Here is a 23,126-nt window from a genome sequence, read left to right as displayed (position 1 = left end):
GCCAATCCTGCGCTCGGCCATGCCTCCGATCTCATCGTGCGCCATGGCGGCACGACCGTGCTTTCGGAGACGCCGGAAATCTATGGCGCGGAACATCTGCTCACCCGCCGTGCCGTGACGCCGGCGGTGGCCCAGAAGCTGCTCGACCGCATCGACTGGTGGCGCGATTATACCGCCCGCAATGGCGACGAACTGAACAACAACCCCTCGCATGGCAACAAGCTCGGCGGCCTCACCACCATTCTCGAAAAGTCGCTCGGCGCCGTCGCCAAGGGAGGCTCCATGCCGTTGAAGGCGGTCTACGAGTTTGCCGAGACGGTGACCGAGCAGGGTTTCGTGTTCATGGATACGCCGGGTTATGATCCGGTCGCCGTCACCGGGCAGGTCGCCGGTGGCTGCAACGTCATCTGCTTCACCACCGGGCGCGGCTCCGTCTCCGGCTTCAAGCCCGCCCCCTGCATCAAGATCGCCACCAATTCCGACATGTACGAGCACATGAAGGAGGACATGGATCTGAACTGCGGCGGCATCGTCACCGGTGACGAGACGATCGAGCAGTCCGGCGAGCGCATCTTCGAGCATGTGATTGCGGTGGCGTCCGGCCAGAAGACGCTGAGCGAGATCTATGATTACGGTGACAACGAGTTCGTGCCCTGGCAGGTCGGTGCGGTGACCTGATCGCATCCGCCGTTCTTCGCGCTCAAGGGGGAACCGCCATCTGTCGTCTGCGTTGAGTGTCCCGGGTCGGCATGGCCCTCAGGGGAGGTGACGCTTGGCCAGAACGACGGACATGGGTGCAGCCGCCGCGCGGCGGACGATCCTCGATGACGGCGCCATGCGCCGCCTTGCGCGGCTTGCCCGGGTGGCGCGGCTGATGGATACCGCCGTCCGGATTCCGGGGACGAACATCCGTTTCGGCGCCGATTTCGTTCTCGGCCTCGTGCCTGTGGTGGGAGATGCCGGCGGGGCGCTCGTCGGTCTCGTCATCCTCAACGAGGCGCGCCGGCTCGGACTTCCCGCCCGCAAGCAGATGGAGATGCTGGCCAATATCGGTACAGATGCGGTGTTCGGCAGCGTGCCGCTGGCGGGCGATCTGTTCGACCTCTATTTCAAATCCCACCGCCGCAATCTTCAGATCATTCTCGATCACTTCGACCTGACCGCAGAGGGCGTTCCACGTCGCTGAGGAAATGGTTGAAGGTTATTCCGCCGGCTGCCGGCGTGGGCGACGGATCACGAGACGCCGGTGCTTGATGAAGTGCTGCAGAGGCCGTTCCAGTCCCTCATAGCAGAGAATGCCGAGCAAGGTGCCTGCAAGCGCGCCGATCCAGGCGATCAGAGGGGCCGGAAGCGAAAGCGCCAGACCGATCTTCAGCACCACGGAAATGGCAAGCGTATGCCAGAGATAGATGGAATAGGAGGCGTCGCCGAGATAGGCGAGCCCCGGCAGTGGCGGCAGTGCCTCGCCCTTTTCCAGCGCCAGCACGCCGAGGACGAGTGCGATGGCCAGCGGCGCGCAGATTGCCGTGCTGAAATCCATGTTGGTGAGATAGATCGCCGCAAAGGCAAGCACCGCGCCGGCAATCAGCATCAGGCCTGTTTCCGTGCGCGGCACCTGGCCTCCAAGCCACAGCCGGCCGATCACCGCGCCCGCCAGGAATTCCAGCAGGATCGGCTGGGTGTAGAACAGCAGGGGTTCGCCCGGCGCATCGATCATGAGCCCGGTTGCAACGAGCAGGCCAAACAGGAGGGCGAGCGCTGCAAGCCGTCGTCCCTCCGGCAGAAGCAGCGTTGCGGCAAAGGCCAGATAGAAGAACATCTCGTAATTCAGTGTCCAGCCCTGCACCAGGAGAGGCCAGAGCGCACCGCCATTGGGCGAGGGCACGGGCAGGAAGAAATAGGAACCGATCAGATGCGGCAGGTCCAGCACGAGATTGGGAAAGAGACCGAGCGCACCGCCGAAAACCATGATGCTGGTGACGATCCAGTAGCTCGGCACGATGCGAAGAATGCGTTCGCGTAGGAAGCTCGCCGGTGTCTGCTGCCGGTTGTGGCTGATCACCATCATGATGAAGCCGCTGACGACGAAGAACACATCGACGCCGGCGGCACCGATGGCGAAGTTTTCGCCGGACCGTTCGGCGGCGTGAAAAAGAACGACCGCAAGGGCTGCGATCGCGCGAAGATACTGAATGCCGTAGAGCGTCTTCATTGCCGCTGTTCCACTTGTGCTGTCGTCGAAGATGATGGGCTTGTGCGAGCCGGCCCGGGTGTCAGGCCAGATGCGGTCTCGGCACCGGCCAGGCCAGCACCTGCTGGCCGGGATCGACGGCGCGGTGCGGTTTCAGCGTCAGCTTGCCGGCGGCGAAATAAAAGAGGAAGGACCCCACATGGTAGGGGTGCATGATGTCGATTTCCACGAAGGAGCGCACCAAGAGCAGCGCCAGGATTGCAAACATCACAAGCGCTTCCGGGTTGTCGTCGTCATGCAGCACGCGCTTCAGATGCCCGAACAGGCCGGTCAGCAGGATGAGGCTGAGGAGAACCGTGCCGATCACGCCGGTTTCCACCATGGTCTCGATATAGGTGTCATGGAAATGGAAGCCGCTGCGGGAGGCGATGTAGAATTCTTCCCACAGCCGTTCCGCCTCCGGAAAGCCCTGCACCCAGTAGCCCTGGTAGCCGATGCCGGCGATCGGTGACTGTCGGGCTGCCTCGATGCCCTGCTGCCACAGATAGGTGCGGCCTGTGAGCGTCGAATCCTTGCCGAAGGCGCCGAGAACGGCATCCATCGCACCAAACGCGAGAGCCGCATTGGCCCCGATTGCCACCAGCACCAGGCCCGCCGCAAACACGATCTTGCGCTGGCGCGGCGCAAGCTTGCCCAGTACCTGCAGCCCGATACAGAGCGCAATGACGGCCAGCGTGGTCAGCACCGAGGTGGCGGATTGCGAGGCAAGCAGGCTGTAGGCCGACAGTGCGGCCGTGCCGGCGGCCGCCCCAAGCCACAGCCGGCGAAAACCGGTGATCATCACGCCGGCATAGGTGAACAGCAGGCCGAGCGAGGCAAAGAAGCCAAGCTGGTTCTTCGAGGCAAAGGCGCCGACGAAGCTGTAGGTGCCATCCAGCGGGTCGTAGTGATAGACGCCGAACAGCAGGGAATAGACGAGCACGATGCCGCATCCGACCACGGCGCCCCGCGTCAGGGTCGCGGTCGAGAGCGTGCGCATGGCAATCAGCGCGCAGACGATATGGGTGAGATACTGGATCGCCGTGCGCATGGATACGCCCGGTGCCGGAGACCAGAACACCGAGAGGAAGCAGAAGGCCGCAAAGCCGAAGATCCAGACGAAGCGCAGATAGTTGCCGAGGACGCGGCGGTAATCCATGAGCACGAGCGGAAGCCACAGCCCATAGTAGACGAGGATCGACAGGGGGCCGAGCCGTGCGGAATAGGCAAAGACGAACAGCGACAGCGCGACCGCCACTGTTCCATATACCGTGTTCTCGTCCGCACGGATGAAGACGGCCTTTGCAATTCTCATCGCTCGGTCCCCATGATGCGCGGCTTTACTGCATCAGAAGCTCGGATGTGACGCGGATCACGTCACCCGGCTGCAGCTTTGTCATCTCGTCGGCTGGGATTTCCTTGGGACCCTTGCCATCGTCGCGCACCACGGAGTAGCGGATCGAGGCTGCGCGGCCGCTGGGATCGAACTTGATCGCCTCGGCTGACTGCGCCAGCGCTTCGGCCATCAGTTGCTGGTTGGTGCCGATCTGCAGGTTGAGCTTTTCCAGTTCGGCTTCCGTATCCTGCATGTCCTTGGCGCGCTGGGCCTCCCAGTCGTTCTTCAGGTTGATCTCGTCCTGATCGGCCTGACTCAGCTGCTGCTTGGCGCGCAGGATGTTCGTGTCAATGTCGAGCAGGCTCGACTGCACTTCTGCCGTACGCTCCTCGATCGAAAGCAGGCGGGAATTGAGGGCGAGGCCCTGTTCGCTGAGCTTGCTGATCTTGTCGCGATCCTGCTCGGCAATTTCCAGCTGGCGCGATTGCGTCTCGCTCTTGCGCTTCAGGGATTCCACTTCGCTCTGCAGCAGCGATTTGAGTTCGGCGAGTGCCTTCAGCTGCAGGTCATAGCGGTCGCGCCGCTGCTTCATGAGCGCGGTTTCGCTGCGGATCAGCTCCTGCGCATTCGGCACTTTTTCGAGTTCCTTCGGCATGGCGATCTCGGCGCTGTCGGCGCGTTCCGCCTCCAGTCGGGCATGGCGGGCAACCAGGCGTGCGCGCTGGGAATCGAACACGTCCGTCTGGCCGCGGGCATTGATGAAGTCGCGGGCGAAGCGCTGGCCGGCCTCGGAACGGCGCAGGCCGCCCGCCAGGCTGACGGCCTTCAGCACCGTCATGCCGACGCCATAGGCGTACTGGCCGGGTGTCTGTACGTCGCCGGTCAGGAAGACGGGACGAAACTCCGCCACCTCGACGGAGGCGGAGGGCAGGTTGCGCAGGGCAAGCTTCTGCTGCAGCCGTTGGCCGATTTCCTCGGCGATCTCGGAGGTCGTCTTGCCCTGGGCATCCAGGCTGCCGATGAAGGGCAGGGACAACTGGCCGCCGGGGCCTATACTGTAGTCGCCGGCAATCGCATCCCAGTTGCGGATCTCGCCTTCCGCCGCCTGCCATTCCGCCACGCGCACGCGCAGCTTGTCCATGACGCCCAGCCGGTAGCCCTGGTCTTCGGCCGCATGCGCGATCTGGCCTCCGGGCAGGGGCGACAGCGACATCAGCGTTCCGGCCATCACCAGTGCCAGAAGGCCCTGTCGCCGCAGGGCACGACGAGGGCGTGCAAAGTGCTGAACACGATGGGGTGCAACGCGCATGAATGATCCTTGTCTCTGGCGCCCGGCTGCCGCTCTTCCCCTCGGTCATCCGGGCAAAAACCGCCATGCCTTGGCCGGCGGCGGGTCGAATACGGATACGTCATCCGCAGCATCCGGCTGCGGTCCTCCCGCAATCCCGTCAGTAGCTGCCGCGTGACATGCACACTGCCGGTATGGTCTTCAGGATGATCGAGACGTCCTGCATCAGGGACCAGTTCTGGACATAGTGCGTGTCGAAGGCGATGCGTCGCTCGTAGGAGACGTCGTTGCGACCGCTGATCTGCCAGAGGCCGGTGAGACCCGGGCGAGTGCGCAGATAGTAGACCGCGAAGCTGTCGTAGAGCGACAGTTCCTCGTCGACGACCGGGCGCGGGCCGACAATGCTCATTTCGCCGCGAAGCACGTTGATCAGCTGCGGCAGTTCATCAAGGCTGAGCTTGCGCAGCACGGTGCCAACGGTCGTGACGCGCGGATCATCCTTCAGCTTGCGGGTGGCGTGCCACTCTTCCGCGGCTTCCGGATTGGCGTGCAGGTGGCGGCGCAGAACCTCGTCGCCGTTCATCACCATGGTCCGGAACTTGAGGCAACGGAACGGGCGGCCATTGTGGCCGACGCGCTTGTGACCGTAAAAGATCTTGCCGCCGTCGGAAAATTTGACGAGCGCCATGATCATCAGAAAAAGCGGGCTGAAGACGATCAGGGCCGAAAGGGCCGTGACGATATCGAACGCGCGCTTGGCGACGCCGCCTGTGGGAAAGGCGAAGTGCATCTCTTCGGTTGCGGGAAGCGGCGAACCTGCCGATCGTGTCGCGGACTTCATAGAGAGGACTCCATTGGTGGTGCGAGTGGTCGGTGCCATTGCGGCGCATCATGTGCCGGCGGATGAGATAATAATTGTGCGACCGGAATTTGTTTCCAGTTATTTTTTGTATCAGGTTGGGGCGGAACTCCCTGTTTGGCACACCTGCCACGCATCCTGGTGTTGATCCTATTTGGGACACATCAGTGTCGCTTCAGTCGATGCTGATAGGTTGTTGTGTATTTTCGAAAAAAGGAGTGTAACCTGGTGCGAAAGCCTTAACCTTCGTCAAGTGAAGGCCGCCTTGCACTTGCCCCAGCCGGGGGATCGATTTCTTTCCACCCGCATCAAGCTGACCGAAAGATCTGTCAGAGGCTCTGCTTTTTGCGGTGCGGTGCATATATTGCACTGCAAACTCAGAGATCGCGAAGAGCCGTTTCTGTGTAACAATTTTTGATCGCGGGGGTGTGGATGGGCGTGCCACACGCTGCCGAAACCGTTCATCGCGCCCGGATGGCGGCGGAAAGATGGCAGGATCTGTCCGTTTTCGGAACACGCACTGCTGAAGCGACATTACCAAATAGTCATGGTACGTGTGAACGCAAATGTGCTAACTCTGACCAGGTCGTTCCTGTAAAGCCCGAGTGCAACCGGGACAGGGAGAGCGGGACGGCGCTAACGAAACCTCGAGATCGGGAGGCTGACACCATGTACGGGCCGCGCGTCATCGTCAGCATGTCGACCGTTCTCGTTGTCTTTGCTGTGGCGACCTATGCGCTCAACGGTTCAGCCTTTGCCACCGTCTGGCAGACACTTCTCTGTGCTCTGATCCTGCAGGTCGGCTATTTCATCGGTGTCCTCGTGCTGGTGCATCGGGAACGGACCGAGCGTCTGAAGCGGCAGGAGCAGGCGGCGCGTGCCGCCGGGCGGACTGACGAGCGCGGCAGCGCGACCGTGAAGGGTGAGATTGCTTCCCGCTCCCCCACACGGCTCAAGATTGGCGACCGCTGATCTTTCTCATGTTGCTCTGCCGCAATTTTGCTGCAGGTGCTTCCCTATGCTGGCGATCATCCTAGTTCCTATCCCACCGATCGACCGCAACGGAGGCAGGCATGACCGAGGATATCGGGAAACAGGTATGCGTCATCATCGCGGCCAAGGATGCCGCCGAGACCATCGGCAAGGCGATCCGCTCGGCGCTTGCGGAGGCGGCGGTGCAGGAAGTCGTGGTGGTGGATGACGGGTCCGGCGACGACACGGCCGGTGCGGCGCATCGGGCGGATGATGGAACCGGCCGGCTTGTGGTGGCAAGGTTTGACAAGAACCGCGGCCCCTCGGCGGCCCGCAACCATGCCATCGACATTTCCACCGCACCGCTGATCGGCATTCTTGATGCGGATGATTTCTTCTTTCCCGGCCGCTTTGCTCCCATGCAGGCCGAGGCGGACTGGGATCTGATTGCCGACAATATCGGCTTCATCCATCACGATCCCGCGCAAGCCGTCGAGCCGGAGCGCTTCGAGGCCCGCAGCCGCCAGCTGTCGCTCGTCGATTTCGTGGAGGGCAACATTTCCCGGCGCGGCCGCCCACGCGGCGAGATCGGCTTCCTGAAGCCGATCATGCGGCGAAGCTTCCTGATCGCGCATGACTTGCGGTATGACGAGAGCCTGCGGCTCGGCGAGGATTATGATCTCTATCTGCGCGCCCTTGCGCGTGGCGCCCGCTACAAGGTCATCGATCACTGCGGTTATGGTGCGGTGGTCAGGGCCAATTCGCTGAGCGGCCGGCACCGGACGGAAGACCTGCGCCGGCTTTACGAGGCCGAGCGTCGCATCCGGCTGACACCCGGCCTCCTGACGGCGGAGCAGGCGAAGGCGGTGGCGCGGCACGAACGCCATATCAGGGCGCGGCATGACCTGCGCCATGCGCTCGACATCAAGGCCAAGGGGGGCGCGCCAGCGGCGGTTCGTCATCTGCTGACGCACCCGCTGACGGCGCCGGGCGTCCTCGCCGGCGTTCTGGGCGACAAGCTGGAGGCCTTTGCCGGCGCCAAGCAGACGCAGCCACCGGTGCCTGCCGGCAAGCTGCGCTATCTGCTGCCCGCCGTGCCGGTGGCCCGGCAGTAAGGCTGGGCATCGCGGCGGGTGGCGTCAGAAGTAATCCCGCCGCACGCCTTCCAGCACCGCGCACAGCCGGTCCTTGCGTTCCTCCAGGCGACCCTCCGGCGACAGCTGCGGCTCGGCGCGGCTTGCCTGCCACAGCGCAAGCGCGGAAGGGGCGGCCAGCAGCTGCTTGGCGGCCTTGCGCCAGGGCGCATGAATGTCTGTGCGGGGCGGCAGCGTGCCGACATTGCCGGGCCCGGCAGGTGGCGCATGCGAGGCGCCAGTCCCTTCGAACTTCACACCCCAGAAGCGAGACTGCTTGTGAATGGCTTCCGCCCGGGTGGAGACCGGCACGTAGCGCGGCCGGTAGGTAACGCCGACGGTTGCCGCCCAGTCGCTCCACTTGAAGCTGTTGATGGCGCGCGAGGTGCTGACCGCGACCCACGGCACACGGAAGGCATCCGCCAGGATGGCGGCATGCATGGATTCCGCCACGATCAGCTCCGACTGGGCGATGCGGGCAATCACGTCGCGAGCCTCGCCGCGGGGGTCGAGATAGGTGAGCCCGGCCGGTTCGCAGACGGCTTCCCAGATGCCGAACTCGGCCGATTCCCAGTGCGGCACGAAGGTGCGCTTGAAGCGCTTCGGCTGGTTCCGGAATTCCGGCATCTCGGTCACCATCACGGCGGGATCGACGATGCCCATCTCGGGGGCGAGGCCCAGTTTTTCGGCGGTCAGCGGGCCGCGCACGGCGCGCACGTCCCATTCGCTTCGGTCGGAGATATCGGGCGGCGTGCCATAGCCATAGCCGCTGCCGATCACGAGTTTCGGCGTGCTCTTCGGCAGCAGCACCGGGTTCAGCACCGTGCCGACGCCGACGAGTAGCGTCTGCGGATGCACCTCTCTGAGGCCGGGCAGCAGATAGTCCCAGAGCCAGAGATTCAGGTCGTCGCCGAAATTGCCATGGTGGGATTCCCAGTAATAGGGCTTCATCGTGTGGTCCTTCGGTTCCGTTGATGGGGGAGGGCCGGCCTGATGTGCAGGATCTAGCGCGCGCTGCGGATCTTGCCGGTGCCGAGTTCGAAGACGGTGCGGATCAGGGCGGGATCGCGCATCATCCAGCGCGCCAGCATCTGAAGGTCCGGCACCTTGCGGCGGCGCACAAGGCCGGCCTGGCTCCAGAGCGCTTGCCGGCGTGCGGTGTTCTTGTAGGCGGCAATCGAGGCCACATCCTGCGGGCGGCGCGAGAAACGCTTCTCCAGCCTGTCGAGCGCCACCCAGGTGTTGAACTGCTGGCGCAGGAACTGCGGCGACTGGTTGTCGATGCTGTGGAAGATGTTGATGCCGCGCCCGCGCCCGGCACCGGCGGCATCGCACAGGATTGGCCGTTTCGCGGCCAGAATGCAGTCGCAGAAGAACAGCACATCCTCTGCCGCTAGCCTCAGCGTCGGTTCGAAGCGGATCGTCTCGAAGATCGGCCGGGCAATCACCATGCAGGAGAGGTGCAGGAAGCTCCAGTTACGCAGCATGACGCTGGCGAGATCGGCCACTTCAAGCACCAGCGGCTCGTCCATCACGCGGCGTGCGCCGGCCTCCTCTTCCAGCTTGGCCATGCCGAAATGGTAGTAGAAATCCTCGTCCGCCTGCATCGAGGCCCAGTAGCAGTCGCCTTCAAGCGTGGTCAGCGCCTTGTGGGCATTCTCCAGATGGGTCGGCAGCCAGATGTCGTCGGAATCGAGAAAGGCCGCAAACGTGGTGCCGGGGAGAATGTTGTCCAGTCCCGTATTGCGCGCGCCGCCCGGTCCCGCATTCGGCTGGCGGATGACGCGGATGCGGTCCCGCTCGCCTGCATCCATCCCTTCCAGCTCCCTTGCGGCCGGCAGGGGGGATTCATCATCGACGATGATGATATCGAAATCCGAATATGTCTGCGCGAAAATCGAGTCTAGGGCACGGGTGAGGATGCCCGGCTCGCGTTGATAGAACGGAATGATCACGGTGAACGTCGCCATAGGTCGCCCCCAGCCTGTCAATGTCGCGGTTCCCTGGCGCTGCCCGGAAACCTGGATGAAACGGCAGTCTGTGCCCGGCGGCCCGGCGGGCCGCAAAGCGATGGTGAATCTGTGTTTTCGCGCCGCAAGCCTTGCCTCAGGCCGTCAGCATGACCGATGAGAACCCTCTCAATCCGGCTGAAATTTGTTCGCATATTGCATTGCGGCAAGACCCTGCCATGCCAGCGCCCAAACTGCCGGAAAAACGGCGGGATGGCCAATGTTTTGTTTCGGCTCATGTGTTCTAAAATGGTTCACTTCTGTTGTCGGTCCTCACGTCTTCGAGGTGCGATCGTGAATTTTGCCTCATTTTTGCCGTATTTGGCGCCGGCTAAACCCGTCGGAGGTAGGAGATCTGCGCCTCGGAAAAGTTTTTTGAAGAGGGGTGTGTAAATTTTTGGAACATTTTTTGGGGCGGCGTGATCGCGGAAAGCCCCCTGAATTCAACTGACTAGCCTTGCCTCTGTAGCGTTCGGGCTCTCCTGCAGCCGCTTTCGGATGGCTCCGGAGGCTATTCGCATCTTGAGATTTTGCTGCAGTGCCACATTATTCCCGAAACTGGGCAGCAGACTTTTTCCCGTGGGCATAAGTCCGCTTCATCGGAACCGGTGGCGAAGGGGGGATCGCGACCAGAGAGGGGTGAACCGTGTGACTGTTGATCAGAACATATCCTCCCGCATCAACCTGATGCGCATGCTGCTGATTGCCGGCATCGTCTTCGTGCATGTCCCTTACGACCACGATGCGAGCCCTTTTCTGCAGAACAATGATGAATTCGACTGGCTTCGGGTGTTTCTGGGCGAAAGCCTGTTTCGCATTGGTGTGCCCTGCCTCAGCGCCCTTTCGGGTTATCTGCTGTTTCGCAAGGGCCTCGACGGATTCGATTATCGCCGCACGCTCCGGCAAAAGGCGCGCACGCTGCTGATGCCCTTCCTGATCTGGAACTTGTCAGTGCTGCTCTGTGTGCTCTTCATGCAGCACTTTGGCGTCGGGATCGGTTATTTTCCGGACCTGTGGGCCGCAAAGCCTGCCGACTGGGCCGATCATGCTCTGGCCGCCGGCGACTTTCCGGTCAACCTGCCATTGTATTTCCTGCGTGATCTGATGGTCTGCATCGTCCTGTCGCCGCTGCTTGCTTTCCTCGTGCGCAAGGCGCCGGCGCCGGTGCTGGGTGTGTTGTTTGCCATCGCGGTCATCCCGCAGTTGACCTCCGGCATCGTTCTCAAGCAGTCGATCCTGTTCAGCTTCACGCTCGGCATTTTCCTCGCGCTGCAGCGGGTCGATCTCAAGATGCTGGATCGCCATGCGCCGCTCGGCATCGGGCTCGTGCTGCTCGCCGCCCTGGTCCTGGCCGATCCGCTTTTGTCGAACGGGCCCGATTATCCGTTGATGCTCGACATCCTGCGCAATCTTCTGGCCATTCTCGGCGCGCTCGGCTTCTGGCTTCTGTCTGCGCCGCTGGTGCGCACCCGCCTTGGCCAGCGTCTGGCCGCCTCCGGCAGCCTCAGTTTCTGGACCTTCTGCGCGCACTATCCGCTGCTGATGCTGATGTGGATGGTGTGGAACCGCTATATCAGCGCCGACTACTATCCGGTGTTCTATATCGGCGCCGTGCTTCTCACCTTTGCGGTCATGATTCTCAGCAATCGGCTGGTGCGCGCAAAGGCGCCCGCGCTCTACGAGGTTCTGACCGGCAGCCGCAATCGCAGATCCTTTCCTCCACACGGTGCGCCGAAAGGGGCCGCGTCCGGCCCCGGCCATTCCGCCCGCCTGATCCATCAGCAGAGGTAGACCATGACCGGCAAGATCCTGATCCGCCCGTTCGTCCTTGCCGCCATCGGTGCAGCGATGCTGGCCGCAGCACCGGCTTCGGCGCAGTCCCTCGGACCCTCCTTCGTGGAAAAGTTCGACCGGCTGGATACGTCCTTCTGGTATGTGTCCGACGGCTGGAACAATGGCCCGCACCAGAACTGCACCTGGTCCAAGGGACAGGTGAAGGTCGAGGGCGGCCGGCTGACGCTCGGGCTGGAGCGCCAGCAGGTGGGCGACCGCGCCTATGTCTGCGGCGAGATCCAGACCCGCCAGCGCTATGGTTACGGCACCTATGAGATCCGCATGAAGGCCGGTACCGGAACCGGGCTGAACTCCGCCTTCTTCTCCTATATCGGCCCGACCGACAAGCAGCCGCATGACGAGATCGACTTCGAGGTGCTCGGCAAGAACACCGGCGAGGTGCAGCTCAACCAGTATATTTCCGCCAAGGGCGGCAATGAGAAGCTGGTGCCGGTCGCCGGCGGCGCCGACAAGGGTTTCAACGATTATGCCTTCATCTGGGAGCGCAACCGGCTGCGCTATTTCGTCAATGGCCGGCTGGTGCATGAGGTGACGGACCCGGCAAAGATCCCCAGCCATCCGCAGAAGATCTTCGCCAGCCTCTGGGGCAGCGACACGCTGAAGGACTGGATGGGCACCTTCGCCTATTCCGGACCGGTGACGATGCAGGTGGAACGCATCGCCTTCACCGCGCTCGGCGAGGGCTGCCGTTTTCAGGGCTCCGTGCTCTGCGCGCAAGACTGAGCCGCATTTCGCGGCTTTGTCAGACAGCATGCCGGCATGTCCGCAATCGCGCGGCAACAGGAGTTCGACGACGTGACGTTGCAGATCCTTTATCTCGCCCATGATCTCTCCGATCCGGCCATCCGCCGACGGGTGACCATGCTGAAGGCAGGAGGCGCGCAGCTGACGGTGGCGGGTTTTCTGCGTGACGAGAACCGGCTGGCCGGCGAGACCGGGATCGATCTTCGCGTGCTGGGCCGCACCGCCGACGGGCGGCTTGGCCAGCGCATCGCAGCGGTGGCGAAGGCGAAATTTTCCCTGTCGCAGGTGCTGAAGAATGTTGCGCCGCCGGATCTCATCCTTGCCCGCAATCTCGAAACGCTGGCCTTGTCGGGCACGGCCGCCCGCCTGTTCGGCGGCGATGTGCCGGTCGTCTACGAATGCCTCGACATTCACCGTCTGCTGCTTGACCGCGGTGTGAAGGGGCGGGTGCTGCGGGCCGCCGAAGGCCGCTTCGGCCGGGAGGCCGCGATGCTCGTCACCAGTTCGCCGGCCTTCGTCGAGAACTACTTCCGGCCGCTGTCGCATCTCCACCTGCCGGTCCTGCTTCTGGAAAACAAGGTGCTCGATCTCGATGGTCACATGGCGGAGGCAGCGCCGGAGCCGAAGCGGCCGGCGCCGGGCGAAGCCTGGCGGATCGGCTGGTTCGGCGCGATCCGCTGCCGCAAGACCTGGGAGATTCTGAGCCGGCTTGCCGAAGAGATGCGAGGAAGCGTCGAGATCGTCATCCGCGGGCGCGTTTCGCCGAAGGAGTTTCCCGATTTCGCGGCCATCGTCGAAAAGGCGCCGCATGTCACCTTTCACGGCATCTATCGCAATCCGGAGGATCTCGCCGCCATTTATCGCGATGTGCATTTCGCCTGGGCGATCGATTTCTTCGAGGAAGGTTTGAATTCCGAATGGCTTCTGCCGAACCGGCTATACGAGGCCTCGCTGCACGGGGCGGTGCCGATTGCGCTCGCCCGCACCGAGACGGGGCGCTTCCTCGCCGCCCGCGGCCTTGGTTTGCTGCTCGCCGATGCCGATCCGCAAACACTTGGCGCGCAACTGACGGCGCTTCCCGCCGAAAGCTATGCCACGCTGCAGCAGACATTGGCCGGCGTGGAACGCCGCCAGTGGATCACCACGCGGGCCGACTGCGAGGCGCTGGTGCGCCAGTTGACGGTGCTCTCGCCGCGGGCGCGCCGCGCCGCCGATCATGCCCTTTCTCACCCCCTGCCAGCGGAAGGTTGATCGCATGACGATGGAAACACCCGCCGAAATGAAGGTTCTTCTGGTCATCCCCTGCCTCAACGAGGCGGCCCATATCGAACCACTCGTGCGCCAGCTGAGCGCCGGACGCGGCAATCACGACATGCTGATCGTGGTGGCCGATGGCGGCAGCACGGATGGCACGCGGGCGATCGTCCAGCGCCTTGCAGAGGAGATCGACGGGCTCGTGCTTCTCGACAATCCGCGCCGCATCCAGAGCGCGGCCGTCAATCTTGCCGCCCTGCGCTACGGCGAGGGGCGCGATTATCTGATCCGTGTGGATGCGCATGGCGACTACCCACCGGACTATTGCCAGGTGCTGTTGCAGGAGGCGGTCGATACCGGCGCCGATTCCGTCGTGGTCGGCATGAAGACCGTCGGCTTCGGCGCCTTTCAGAAGGCAACGGCGGTGGCACAGAATTCGAAACTCGGCAATGGCGGCGCCAAGCACCGGGCCGGCGCGGACGGCCACTGGATCGACCACGGCCATCATGCGCTGATGCGGCTTGCGGCGTTCCGCGCCATCGGCGGCTATGACGAGGGCTTCACCCACAACGAGGATGCGGAGCTTGACGTGCGCCTGCGCCGCGCCGGCTTCCGCATCTGGATGACCGGCCGCACCTTCATGACCTATTACCCGCGCTCCAGGCCGCTCGCTTTGTTCCGGCAGTACATGGGCTATGGCCGCGGCCGCGCCCGCAATCTCCTGAAGCACGGCATGCGACCGAAACTGCGTCAGGCGCTGCCGCTTGCGGTGGTGCCGGTGGCCATCGGTGCCCTGCTGGCCGTCGTTCATTGGGCAGCCGCCGTTCCGCTTCTGGTCTGGGCCGGCCTTTGTCTCGCTTACGGTTTCTGGCTGGCCCTTGCCGAGCGCAATCCGCACGGGCCGCTTGCCGCCGTCTCGGCCATGATCATGCATTTCGCCTGGTCGGCCGGCTTCTGGCAGGAAGTGATCGGCTCCCGCTTCCGGAGGGCCGCTGCATGATGGCCGGGCGCGATCCGTCTCTCGTCTATGTCGATATCGGCATCTGCACCTTCCGCCGGCCGGAACTGGAGGACACGCTGCTGTCGCTTTTTGCGCAGGTGGTGCCGGCCGGCACGCGGCTGCGCCTGATCGTTGCCGACAACGATGCGGTGCCAAGCGCGAAGGCGCGGGTCGAGGCGCTGCGCGCGCGTTCTCCCTTCACGATCTTCTATGTGCATTGCCCGAAGGCGAACATCTCGATTGCCCGCAATGCCTGCCTTGCGGCAAGCGACGCGGACTATCTCGCCTTCATCGACGATGACGAGACGGCCTCGCCGGAATGGCTGTCCGAACTGCTGGCGACCGCCTTTTCCACCGGGGCCGATGCGGTGCTGGGTCCGGTCGATGCCGTCTATGACGAGACGGCGCCCGCCTGGATGAAGACCGGCGACTTCCATTCCACCCGTCCCGTCTGGGTCGATAAGGTCATCCGCACCGGCTATACCTGCAACGTGCTGCTTGATCTCAGAAGTCCGCGTCTCGAAAGCCGGCGCTTTGACCTGTCGCTCGGCCAGAGCGGCGGCGAGGATACGCAGTTCTTCTCCGCGCTGACCGCCGAGGGTGGCACCATCGCCTTTGCCGAACGCGCGCTGCTGCGGGAGCCGGTGCCGGAAAAACGTGCGCGCTTCGGCTGGCTTTTGAAGCGGCGCTTCCGCTCTGGCCAGACGCATGGCCGCATTCTCGGCGCGCGCCGCTCCGCCCCCGGGCGGCTGATGCATGCATCCATTGCTGCCGCCAAGGCTGGCGTCTGCGGCCTCGGCGCGATCGGCTCCCTGTTTTCCCCGGTTGCCCGCAACCGCTATGCCCTGCGCGGCGCCCTGCATGTCGGGGCCGTCAGCGGCGTGTTGGGACTGCGGGAAATCCGCCAGTATGGACAGATGGAGGCTGTATGAGCGAGGCGCCCGTGCCGGATGTGAGCTTCGTGATTGCCGCCTACAATGCGCGCGAGACGATCGGCCGCGCCATCGACAGCGCGCTGGCCCAGACCGGCATCACGCTGGAAGTGGTCGTCGTTGACGATTGCTCGAGCGACGGCACGGCAGAACTGGTGCGCTATTTCGGCGATCCGCGCGTGCGGCTGGTCGAGATGGCGCAGAATGGCGGGCCGGGTGCCGCCCGCAATGCCGGCATCGATGCCGCACTCGGCCGCTGGATCGCCGTGCTGGATTCCGATGACGCGGTGCGCCCGGAGCGTTCCGCCGCGATGATCGCGACGGCGGCGCGTCTCGGGGCCGAGATCGTGGTGGACAATCTCGATGTCGCAAAGCCCGGCGAGCCCGTGGTCACCATGTTTGCGCGTGAGGATCTTCAGCAGCGCCCCCTGCTGACGCTGGCGGACTTCATCGGCTCCAACGTGATTTTCCGCTCCACCTTCAACTTCGGCTACATGAAGCCAATGTTTTCGCGCGCGTTCCTGAACGAACAGGGGCTGCGTTTCGATCCGTCCTTGCGGATCGGCGAAGATTATCTGCTGCTGGCCTCGGCGCTCGCTTCGGGCGGTCGCTGCGCCGTCGAACCGGGCGTCGGCTACATCTATCACATTCGCGAAGGATCGATCTCGCGCGTGCTGGAGCCCCGGCATGTGGAGGCGATGATCGCCGCCGATCGCGGCTTTGTCGCGCGTTTCCCGCTGGAGGGCGAGGCCCGTCGCGCCCAGGCGCGCCGCACCCGCAGCCTCATCGAGGCCGGCGCCTTCCTGATGCTGGTCGGGCATATCAAGCAGCGGTCGCTTTCGGGATGTCTCGGGGTTGCGGTGCGCCATCCGGCCGCGCTGCGCCATTTGAAAATGCCGATCGCGGCGCGTCTGCGCCGCTTCTTCGTTTCCAATTCACGTCGTCCCGCCCGGGCGTCGTTCTGATCATCCCCTCGGATCGAGGGACGTTAAGGGATCTTCATGATGGATCATGTCAATCTGCGCACGGCGACGTTCCCGGCGGCCAATCGGGACCAGGATTCCTTCATCGATCTGGACCGGCTGACAAGCGCGCTGATGCGCCACCTGCGGCTGATCGGCCTCTGTGTGGCGGTGGCCGTGCTGCTGGGCGGCACCTATCTCGTCTTCACGCCGCCCACCTATACGGCGCTGACGCAGATGCTGATCGACGAGAACCTGTCGCGCTATGGCGAGCAGGAGGACAACAGCCAGTCGGCACAGCAGACGGACAACCGGCTGTCGAGTGCCGTTGAAATCCTGAAGTCGAAGGCGCTGGCGCTGCGGGTGGTGGATGATCTGAAGCTGCAGGACAATCAGCTGTTTCTCGATCCGCCACAGTCGCCGATCGGTCTCCTGAAGGGTAGCGTGAAAAGCCTGGTGAGCCTGGTCAAACCGGCAGACGCGCCCGTGTCCGAGACGGATGCGCGCAATGGCCGGCGCGAAAAGGCTGCCGCCATCCTGCAGGAATCCCTCGACGTCAACCGTGTCGGCCGTAGCTCCGTCATCGCCATTGCCGTGCAGTCGCCCGATCCGCTGCTCTCGGCCCGGCTCGCCAAGTCCTATGCCGCGGCCTATCTGTCCGAACAGCTGAGTGCCAATTTTGACGCGACCGAACGAGCCTCGAACTGGCTGCAGGAGCGGTTGAACGACCTCAACCAGCGCTCCCAGGAGGCAGCCCTTGCCGTCGAACAGTACAAGATCAAGCATGGGCTGATTTCGCCGCGCGGCGAACTTCTGTCCTCTCAGCAGCTCTCCGACCTGACCAGCCAGCTGATCGTGGCGCAGGCCGATACGGCAACCGCCTCGGCCCGCTACAATCAGTACAAGGCGATCCTCGATCAGGGGCCGCAGGCTGCCGTCAACAATGCGCTCGTCTCCTCCACGGAGACCGACAATTCCGTCATCAAGGATCTGCGCCGCCGCTATCAGGCCGCGCAGGAGCGCGAGCGTGCCGTGGTGGAACAGTTCGGTGCCGATCATCCGCAGGCCAAGCTGCTGGAAGGCCAGAAGAACGATCTCGCCCAGCAGATCTTTCGCGAGTTGCAGCAGATGACCTCCGGCTTCCGCAACGATTACGAGGTGGCAAGCTCGCGTGAAAAATCGCTGCGCGACAGCATCGACCATGTGGCCGGCAACAATTCGCAGGCCAATGTCTCGCTGGTGGAACTGCGGGAGCTGGAGCAGAAGGCCAATTCGCTGAAGGCCACCTACCAGACCTACCTCGACCGCTTCGAACAGGCGACGCAGCAGCAGTCCTTCCCGATCGCCAAGGCGCGCGTGATCTCGGAGGCAGGCGTGCCCACTGCGCCCTCCAGCCCGAAGAAGACCCTGACCATGGCGCTCTCCGTTGTGCTGGGACTCTTCATAGGCTCCGGCATCGCGACCGTGCTGGAGCTGAAGGAGCGCGCCTTCCGGCTGGGGCACGACGTGCGCGCGCGCCTCGGCATGCGTTTTCTCGGCTATCTGCCGCTGGTGCGCTCCGCTGCGGCGGAAGCGGCCGCTGCACGCGGCAAGAAGAAGAAGGGGACGGGCGAGCCGGATGCCGCCGATCCCGGTTATGACGCGGCGGGGGATGCCAAGCGCTTTGCCCGTCGCCTGACGCGTGTGGCGGCGGAGCATCCGCGCTCCGCCTTTGCCGAGACGCTGCGCAATGCCAAGCTTGCCTGCGACGTGGCACTGCCGAGCCGCGAATGCCGTGTCATCGCCGTGGTTTCGGCGCTGTCGGGTGAGGGCAAGTCGACGGTGGCCGCCAATCTCGCCATCCTGCTCGGCGCGCTCAACAAGCGCACGCTGCTGCTCGATGCCGATCCGACGCAGGGCGGCTCCAGCATTGTGCTGGGAACCGATGCCACCCATGGACTGATGGATGTGCTGCGCGGCGAGGTGCCGTGGACGAGCGCCATCACGGTCGATACCAAGGCCAAGCTGGCGGTGATGCCCTTCTTTGCGCGCGGCGAGACCCAGCCGCATGCCAGCGAGCTTCTGGCTTCGCCGGAAATGGGGCGCCTGATGGAGACGGTCAGCAGCCGCTTCGACTATATCGTCGTGGATCTGGCGCCGCTGGTGCCGACCATCGATGCCAAGGCCTTCGCGCCCTTCGTGGATGCCTATGTCTTTGTGGCGGAATGGGGGGCGACGCCAGTCAAGCTGGTGCAGGGGCTTATGGAGGCGGAGCCGGCGCTCGCGGCCAAGACCGTCGGCGTGATCCTCAACAAGACGGACATGGACCTTCTGCCGCGCTATTCCGATCCCGGCGCGGCCGAACGCTTCCGCAACCGCAGCCTCGCCTACCATACGGATGAGCCGGTGACCCTGTGATGCGCCAGCCGGGGCTTGCCGATGCGACCGGCCCCGCTGCTGCGAGCGGCGTTACGGCGTCGAGGCGACCGAGCCGTAGATCACCACGAACAGATACATGGCGAAGGCGCCCAGCGCAAAAAGGATGAAGAAGGTCACGATGCCGCGTCCGCCGCGCTGCTTGCGGCGGCGGTCCGTAGGGCTGTCGCCCGGCGTGGTGATGGGATCGTTTGCGGGGTCCTTGATCATGATGCCTGCCTTTCCTGTCTGTGCCTAACGGCAGAGGACATCGGGAGTTCCGCCAGGCTATGCGCCGGAAAACGCAGGGGATGGACGGCCGTCAGGCGCTGCGGCGCTGGCGCAGCAGATAGACGAAAGCGCCGGCCGACATGGCCGCCAGCGCGTACCAGGTCAGCGCATAGACCAGATGGCTGTTGCGGAAGGTCACCACGGTCAGCCCGCCGACCGGATAGCCGCCGGCATTCGGGGTCTTGTCGGCATCGATGAAATAGGGGGCAATGGTCGCGACGCCGCGCGCTGCGGCAATCGCCGCGACATCGCGGGAATACCAGCGATTGCCGGCGGGATCGTTGGCGCGCAGGAAGCCGCCGCCGGGTTCGGTAAGGCGAAGCAGGCCCGTGACCTTCGTCTCGCCGTTGATCTCGCCCGCCGCGCGGCTGGCCGCCTCGCGCTTTTCCGCCGGCACGAAGCCGCGATTGATCAGGATCGTGCCGCGATCGGCGGTCTGAAGCGGCGTCAGCACCCAGAAGCCGGGACCAAGGTCCGTCACGGCCTGGACGAGGGTTTCCCGGTCGTTGAGAAAGGTGCCGGTTGCGGTGACGTGGCGATATTCGTCGCTCTCGGCGGTGATGCGCGGCCAGTCGGCGGGGGTTGGCACGGTGACCGGTTCGGCGTGAACCCTTGCATCGACGCGGGCAATCAGGTCGAGCTTCCAGAAGAGGCGCTGCACCTGCCAGGTGCCGAGCGCCAGAAAAACGAGAACGAGGCCCGCCATCACGAGGGCAAAGGCCGTAGGGCGCTTTGCGGCTGTGGGGCGGACCTCGTTCGTCATGTCGTGCAATCCTCGAAGGGGCGGCCGCAGAGGCCGCCCGTCCTGCCGTCAGGGCATGTTCTTCATCATTTCGGGGTTCATCGGCATCATGTTGGTGTTCAGATGATGCATGACCCAGAGCGAGCCGGAGAGCGCGATGACGACGATGATGATCGTGAAGATCAGCGCCAGCATCGTCCAGCCGCCTTCCGACTTGGAGTTCATGTGCAGGAAGTAGATCATGTGCACCACGATCTGCACGACGGCGAGCGCCATGATGATCGTGGCCGTCAGGGCCTTGCTGTCCAGCACATTGCCCATCACCAGCCAGAACGGAATGGCGGTGAGGATAACCGACAGGATGAAGCCGGTCACGTAGCTCCCGAAGGTGCCGTGGGCGGCCTCGTGGCCGTGGCTGTGCCCGTGATGCGTGTTATGGGCGCTTTCATGCGCCGGCGCGTGCGGTTGCGAACTCATCCGAGCACTCCGATCAGGTAAACGAGGGAGAAGACGCCGATCCAGACCACGTCGAGGAAGTGCCAGAACATGGAAAGGCACATCAGGCGACGGCGGTTGGCTTCGATGAGGCCGTACTTCGACACCTGCACCATCAGCGTCACGAGCCAGATGCTGCCGAAGGTGACGTGCAGACCGTGCGTGCCGACCAGGGTGAAGAAGGCCGAGAGGAAGGCGGACCGCTGCGGGCCGGCACCTTCATGGATCAGGTGGTGGAATTCGTAGAGTTCGATCCCGAGGAAGGCGAGGCCGAACAGCAGGGTCAGCACCAGCCAGCCCAGCGTGCCGCCCTTGTCGCCCTTTTCCATCCGCAGCATGGCGAAGCCATAGGTGATGGAGGAGAACAGCAGCATGGCGGTGTTGATCGCCACAAGCTGGAGGTCGAACAGGTCGGCGGGGGAGGGGCCGGCCGCATAGCTGCGGCCGAGCACGGCGTAGGTTGCAAAGAGGACTGCAAACATCAGGCAGTCGCTCATCAGGTAGATCCAGAAGCCCAGCATGGTGCTGTTTTCCGGATGGTGTTCTTCCGTCAGGTAGAAGGTCGGCTTCTCGGCCGAAACGGCTTGGGTGTCACTCATGTTGATCAGGCCTGTTCCGCAAGCTGCTTGGTCCGGGCGGCCTCCGTCGCAACGACGGTTTCTGCCGGGATGTAGTAATCGCGCTTGTAGTTGAAGGTGTGTGCGATGGAGACGACCAGGATCGCGAGGAACGACAGGGCAGCCAGCCACCACATGTACCAGATCATGCCGAAGGCAAACCCCACGCTCAGAGCCGACAGGATCACGCCGGTGCCGGTGTTCTTCGGCATGTGGATCGGCTTGAAGCCTTCCAGCGGACGCACGTAACCGCGCTTCTTCATGTCGTACCAGCTGTCATGGTCATGCACGACGGGCGTGAAGGCGAAGTTGTATTCCGGCGGCGGCGAAGACGTCGACCATTCCAGCGTGCGGGCATTCCACGGATCGCCTGTCGTGTCGCGCAGCTCTTCGCGCTTGAAGAAGCTGACGACCAGCTGGATGATGAAGGAGCCGATGCCGAGCGCGATCAGGACTGCGCCAAAGGCGGCAATCACGAACCAGATCTGCAGCGAGGGATCCTCGAAATGGTTGACGCGGCGGGTCACGCCCATCAGGCCGAGCACGTAGAGCGGCATGAAGGCGAAGTAGAAGCCGACGAGCCAGAACCAGAAGGACATCTTGCCCCAGAACGGATCGAGCTTATAGCCGAAGGCCTTCGGGAACCAGAAGTTGACGCCGGCGAGCAGGCCGAACACCACGCCGCCGATGATCACGTTGTGGAAGTGGGCGATCAGGAACAGCGAGTTGTGCAGCACGAAGTCGGCCGGGGGAACGGCCAGCATCACGCCGGTCATGCCGCCGATGACGAAGGTCACCATGAAGCCGATCGTCCAGTACATCGGCACTTCATAGCGGATGCGGCCGCGATACATGGTGAACAGCCAGTTGAACATCTTGGCACCCGTCGGGATCGAGATGATCATCGTGGTGATGCCGAAGAAGGCGTTGACGCTGGCGCCCGACCCCATGGTGAAGAAGTGGTGCAGCCACACCAGGTAGGACAGGATGGTGATGACGACGGTGGCATAGACCATCGAAGCGTAGCCGAACAGGCGCTTGCCGGAGAAGGTCGATACGATTTCCGAGAAGATGCCGAAGGCCGGCAGGATGAGGATGTAGACTTCCGGGTGGCCCCAGATCCAGATGAGGTTGACATACATCATCGGGTTGCCGCCGAGGTCGTTGGTGAAGAAGTTCGTGCCAACGTAGCGGTCAAGGGTGAGCAGGACGAGGGTTGCCGTCAGGATCGGGAAGGAGGCGACGATCAGCACGTTGGTGCAGAGCGACGTCCAGGTGAAGATCGGCATCTTCATCATGGTCATGCCCGGTGCGCGCATCTTCACGATGGTGGCGATCAGGTTGATGCCCGACAGCGTCGTGCCGACACCGGCCACCTGCAGGCCCCAGATGTAGTAATCGACCCCGACCCCCGGCGAGTAGTCCGCACCCGACAGCGGCGGGTAGGCGAGCCAGCCCGTGCGGGCGAATTCACCGACGAACAGCGACAGCATGATGATGACGGCGCCGGCCGCGGTCATCCAGAACGAGAAGTTGTTCAGGAAGGGGAAGGAGACGTCGCGCGCACCGATCTGCAGCGGCACCACGAAGTTCATCACGCCGGTGACGATCGGCATGGCGAAGAAGAAGATCATGATCACGCCGTGGGCGGTGAAGACCTGATCGTAGTGGTGCGGCGGAAGATAGCCTTCGTTGGCGCCGAAGGCGATCGCCTGCTGCGTGCGCATCATCAGGGCGTCGGCAAAGCCGCGCAGCAGCATGATGAGCGACAGGATCACGTACATGATGCCGATCTTCTTGTGATCGACGCTCGTGAACCACTCCTTCCAGAGATAACCCCAGAGGCGGAAGTAGGTGAGGGCGCCCAGCACGGCGATACCGCCGACGCACACGCCGAGGAAGGTGACCAGGATGATCGGCTCATGGGTGAAAGCCAGCGAATCCCAGGATAACCGTCCGAAGATGAATTCCATCAGGTTTGTATTCGTGAACATGGTTGTTTCCAGTCCGTATC

General features: G+C 63.6%; 21 protein-coding genes and 1 pseudogene. 11 read left to right on the top strand and 11 right to left on the bottom strand.

The genetic code is table 11. The annotated features are described in order from the left end of the window. Both FNA46_RS11815 and FNA46_RS11810 read left to right on the top strand, forming a co-directional pair. A pseudogene (locus FNA46_RS11815) lies at positions 1-678 on the top strand (altronate dehydratase); the annotation flags it as partial. Positions 679-790: 112 nt separating this feature from the next. Further along, positions 791-1,186: a DUF4112 domain-containing protein gene (locus FNA46_RS11810; protein WP_143125405.1), complete on the top strand. Its 396-nt coding sequence runs from the start codon at positions 791-793 to the stop codon at positions 1,184-1,186. A gap of 15 nt (positions 1,187-1,201) precedes the next feature. Here FNA46_RS11810 and FNA46_RS11805 read toward each other — a convergent pair whose 3' ends face one another. From FNA46_RS11805 to FNA46_RS11790, 4 genes are all read right to left on the bottom strand, one after another. Then, a complete protein-coding gene (locus FNA46_RS11805; RefSeq protein ID WP_143125393.1) occupies positions 1,202-2,212 on the bottom strand; it encodes an acyltransferase family protein in 1,011 nt (336 codons plus the stop codon). Positions 2,213-2,273: 61 nt separating this feature from the next. Continuing rightward, complete coding sequence (locus FNA46_RS11800) at positions 2,274-3,545, bottom strand: O-antigen ligase family protein (RefSeq protein WP_143125392.1); 1,272 nt, start codon at positions 3,543-3,545, stop codon at positions 2,274-2,276. 25 nt (positions 3,546-3,570) lie between these two features. Continuing rightward, positions 3,571-4,794, bottom strand: coding sequence for a polysaccharide biosynthesis/export family protein (locus FNA46_RS11795; protein ID WP_143125404.1), 1,224 nt, complete (start codon positions 4,792-4,794; stop codon positions 3,571-3,573). A gap of 220 nt (positions 4,795-5,014) precedes the next feature. Beyond that, positions 5,015-5,695 (bottom strand): sugar transferase, encoded by a 681-nt coding sequence (locus tag FNA46_RS11790; protein WP_143125391.1) that lies wholly within the window; start codon positions 5,693-5,695, stop codon positions 5,015-5,017. Positions 5,696-6,382: 687 nt separating this feature from the next. Here FNA46_RS11790 and FNA46_RS11785 point away from each other — a divergent pair. After that, the gene (locus FNA46_RS11785) at positions 6,383-6,685 is read left to right on the top strand and encodes an exopolysaccharide production repressor protein (RefSeq protein WP_143125390.1); all 303 of its coding nucleotides are present in this window, start codon (positions 6,383-6,385) and stop codon (positions 6,683-6,685) included. A 101-nt stretch (positions 6,686-6,786) separates the two neighbouring features. Then, positions 6,787-7,800, top strand: a complete 1,014-nt coding sequence (locus FNA46_RS11780) for a glycosyltransferase family 2 protein (protein WP_143125389.1) — start codon at positions 6,787-6,789, stop codon at positions 7,798-7,800. A 24-nt stretch (positions 7,801-7,824) separates the two neighbouring features. Here FNA46_RS11780 and FNA46_RS11775 read toward each other — a convergent pair whose 3' ends face one another. Beyond that, a complete protein-coding gene (locus FNA46_RS11775; RefSeq protein WP_143125388.1) occupies positions 7,825-8,769 on the bottom strand; it encodes a polysaccharide pyruvyl transferase family protein in 945 nt (314 codons plus the stop codon). 53 nt (positions 8,770-8,822) lie between these two features. Continuing rightward, positions 8,823-9,788, bottom strand: a complete 966-nt coding sequence (locus tag FNA46_RS11770) for a glycosyltransferase family A protein (protein ID WP_143125387.1) — start codon at positions 9,786-9,788, stop codon at positions 8,823-8,825. A gap of 687 nt (positions 9,789-10,475) precedes the next feature. Between FNA46_RS11770 and FNA46_RS11765 the strand changes: the two genes are divergently transcribed. Genes FNA46_RS11765 through FNA46_RS11740 form a run of 7 tightly spaced genes read left to right on the top strand, consistent with a single transcriptional unit; the run spans position 10,476 to position 18,970 of the window. Then, positions 10,476-11,618: an acyltransferase family protein gene (locus FNA46_RS11765; RefSeq protein ID WP_143125386.1), complete on the top strand. Its 1,143-nt coding sequence runs from the start codon at positions 10,476-10,478 to the stop codon at positions 11,616-11,618. A 3-nt stretch (positions 11,619-11,621) separates the two neighbouring features. Continuing rightward, a complete protein-coding gene (gene exoK, locus FNA46_RS11760; RefSeq protein WP_143125385.1) occupies positions 11,622-12,404 on the top strand; it encodes an endo-1,3-1,4-beta-glycanase ExoK in 783 nt (260 codons plus the stop codon). Between the two features lie 36 nt (positions 12,405-12,440). After that, complete coding sequence (locus FNA46_RS26030; RefSeq protein ID WP_185969818.1) at positions 12,441-13,676, top strand: glycosyltransferase; 1,236 nt, start codon at positions 12,441-12,443, stop codon at positions 13,674-13,676. Positions 13,677-13,680: 4 nt separating this feature from the next. Further along, positions 13,681-14,679 (top strand): glycosyltransferase family 2 protein, encoded by a 999-nt coding sequence (locus FNA46_RS26025; protein WP_185969817.1) that lies wholly within the window; start codon positions 13,681-13,683, stop codon positions 14,677-14,679. Continuing rightward, complete coding sequence (locus FNA46_RS11750; protein ID WP_425468725.1) at positions 14,676-15,611, top strand: glycosyltransferase family 2 protein; 936 nt, start codon at positions 14,676-14,678, stop codon at positions 15,609-15,611. The genes FNA46_RS26025 and FNA46_RS11750 overlap by 4 nt, the downstream gene beginning before the upstream one ends. Further along, positions 15,608-16,576: a glycosyltransferase family 2 protein gene (locus FNA46_RS11745; protein WP_143125384.1), complete on the top strand. Its 969-nt coding sequence runs from the start codon at positions 15,608-15,610 to the stop codon at positions 16,574-16,576. The genes FNA46_RS11750 and FNA46_RS11745 overlap by 4 nt, the downstream gene beginning before the upstream one ends. A 39-nt stretch (positions 16,577-16,615) precedes the next feature. Then, a complete protein-coding gene (locus tag FNA46_RS11740; protein ID WP_143125402.1) occupies positions 16,616-18,970 on the top strand; it encodes a Wzz/FepE/Etk N-terminal domain-containing protein in 2,355 nt (784 codons plus the stop codon). Positions 18,971-19,021: 51 nt separating this feature from the next. On the opposite strand, the gene FNA46_RS26020 is transcribed toward FNA46_RS11740, so the two are convergent. From FNA46_RS26020 to cyoB, 5 genes are all read right to left on the bottom strand, one after another. Further along, entirely contained in the window at positions 19,022-19,198 is a 177-nt protein-coding gene (locus FNA46_RS26020) for a hypothetical protein (RefSeq protein ID WP_185969816.1), read from the bottom strand. 91 nt (positions 19,199-19,289) lie between these two features. Continuing rightward, positions 19,290-20,021 (bottom strand): SURF1 family protein, encoded by a 732-nt coding sequence (locus FNA46_RS11735; protein WP_143125383.1) that lies wholly within the window; start codon positions 20,019-20,021, stop codon positions 19,290-19,292. A gap of 48 nt (positions 20,022-20,069) precedes the next feature. Further along, on the bottom strand, positions 20,070-20,477 hold the full coding sequence (cyoD, locus tag FNA46_RS11730; protein WP_143125382.1) for a cytochrome o ubiquinol oxidase subunit IV: 408 nt from the start codon (positions 20,475-20,477) through the stop codon (positions 20,070-20,072). After that, positions 20,474-21,094, bottom strand: coding sequence for a cytochrome o ubiquinol oxidase subunit III (cyoC, locus tag FNA46_RS11725; RefSeq protein WP_143125381.1), 621 nt, complete (start codon positions 21,092-21,094; stop codon positions 20,474-20,476). The genes cyoD and cyoC overlap by 4 nt, the downstream gene beginning before the upstream one ends. A gap of 5 nt (positions 21,095-21,099) precedes the next feature. After that, a complete protein-coding gene (gene cyoB, locus FNA46_RS11720) occupies positions 21,100-23,106 on the bottom strand; it encodes a cytochrome o ubiquinol oxidase subunit I (protein ID WP_143125380.1) in 2,007 nt (668 codons plus the stop codon). Positions 23,107-23,126 lie beyond the last annotated feature (20 nt).

This window comes from Affinirhizobium straminoryzae, from assembly GCF_007004135.1.
Lineage (GTDB): Bacteria > Pseudomonadota > Alphaproteobacteria > Rhizobiales > Rhizobiaceae > Neorhizobium > Neorhizobium straminoryzae.
The sequence above is the reverse complement of the archived record's forward strand: the minus strand, read 5'-3'. Positions and strand labels throughout refer to the sequence as shown.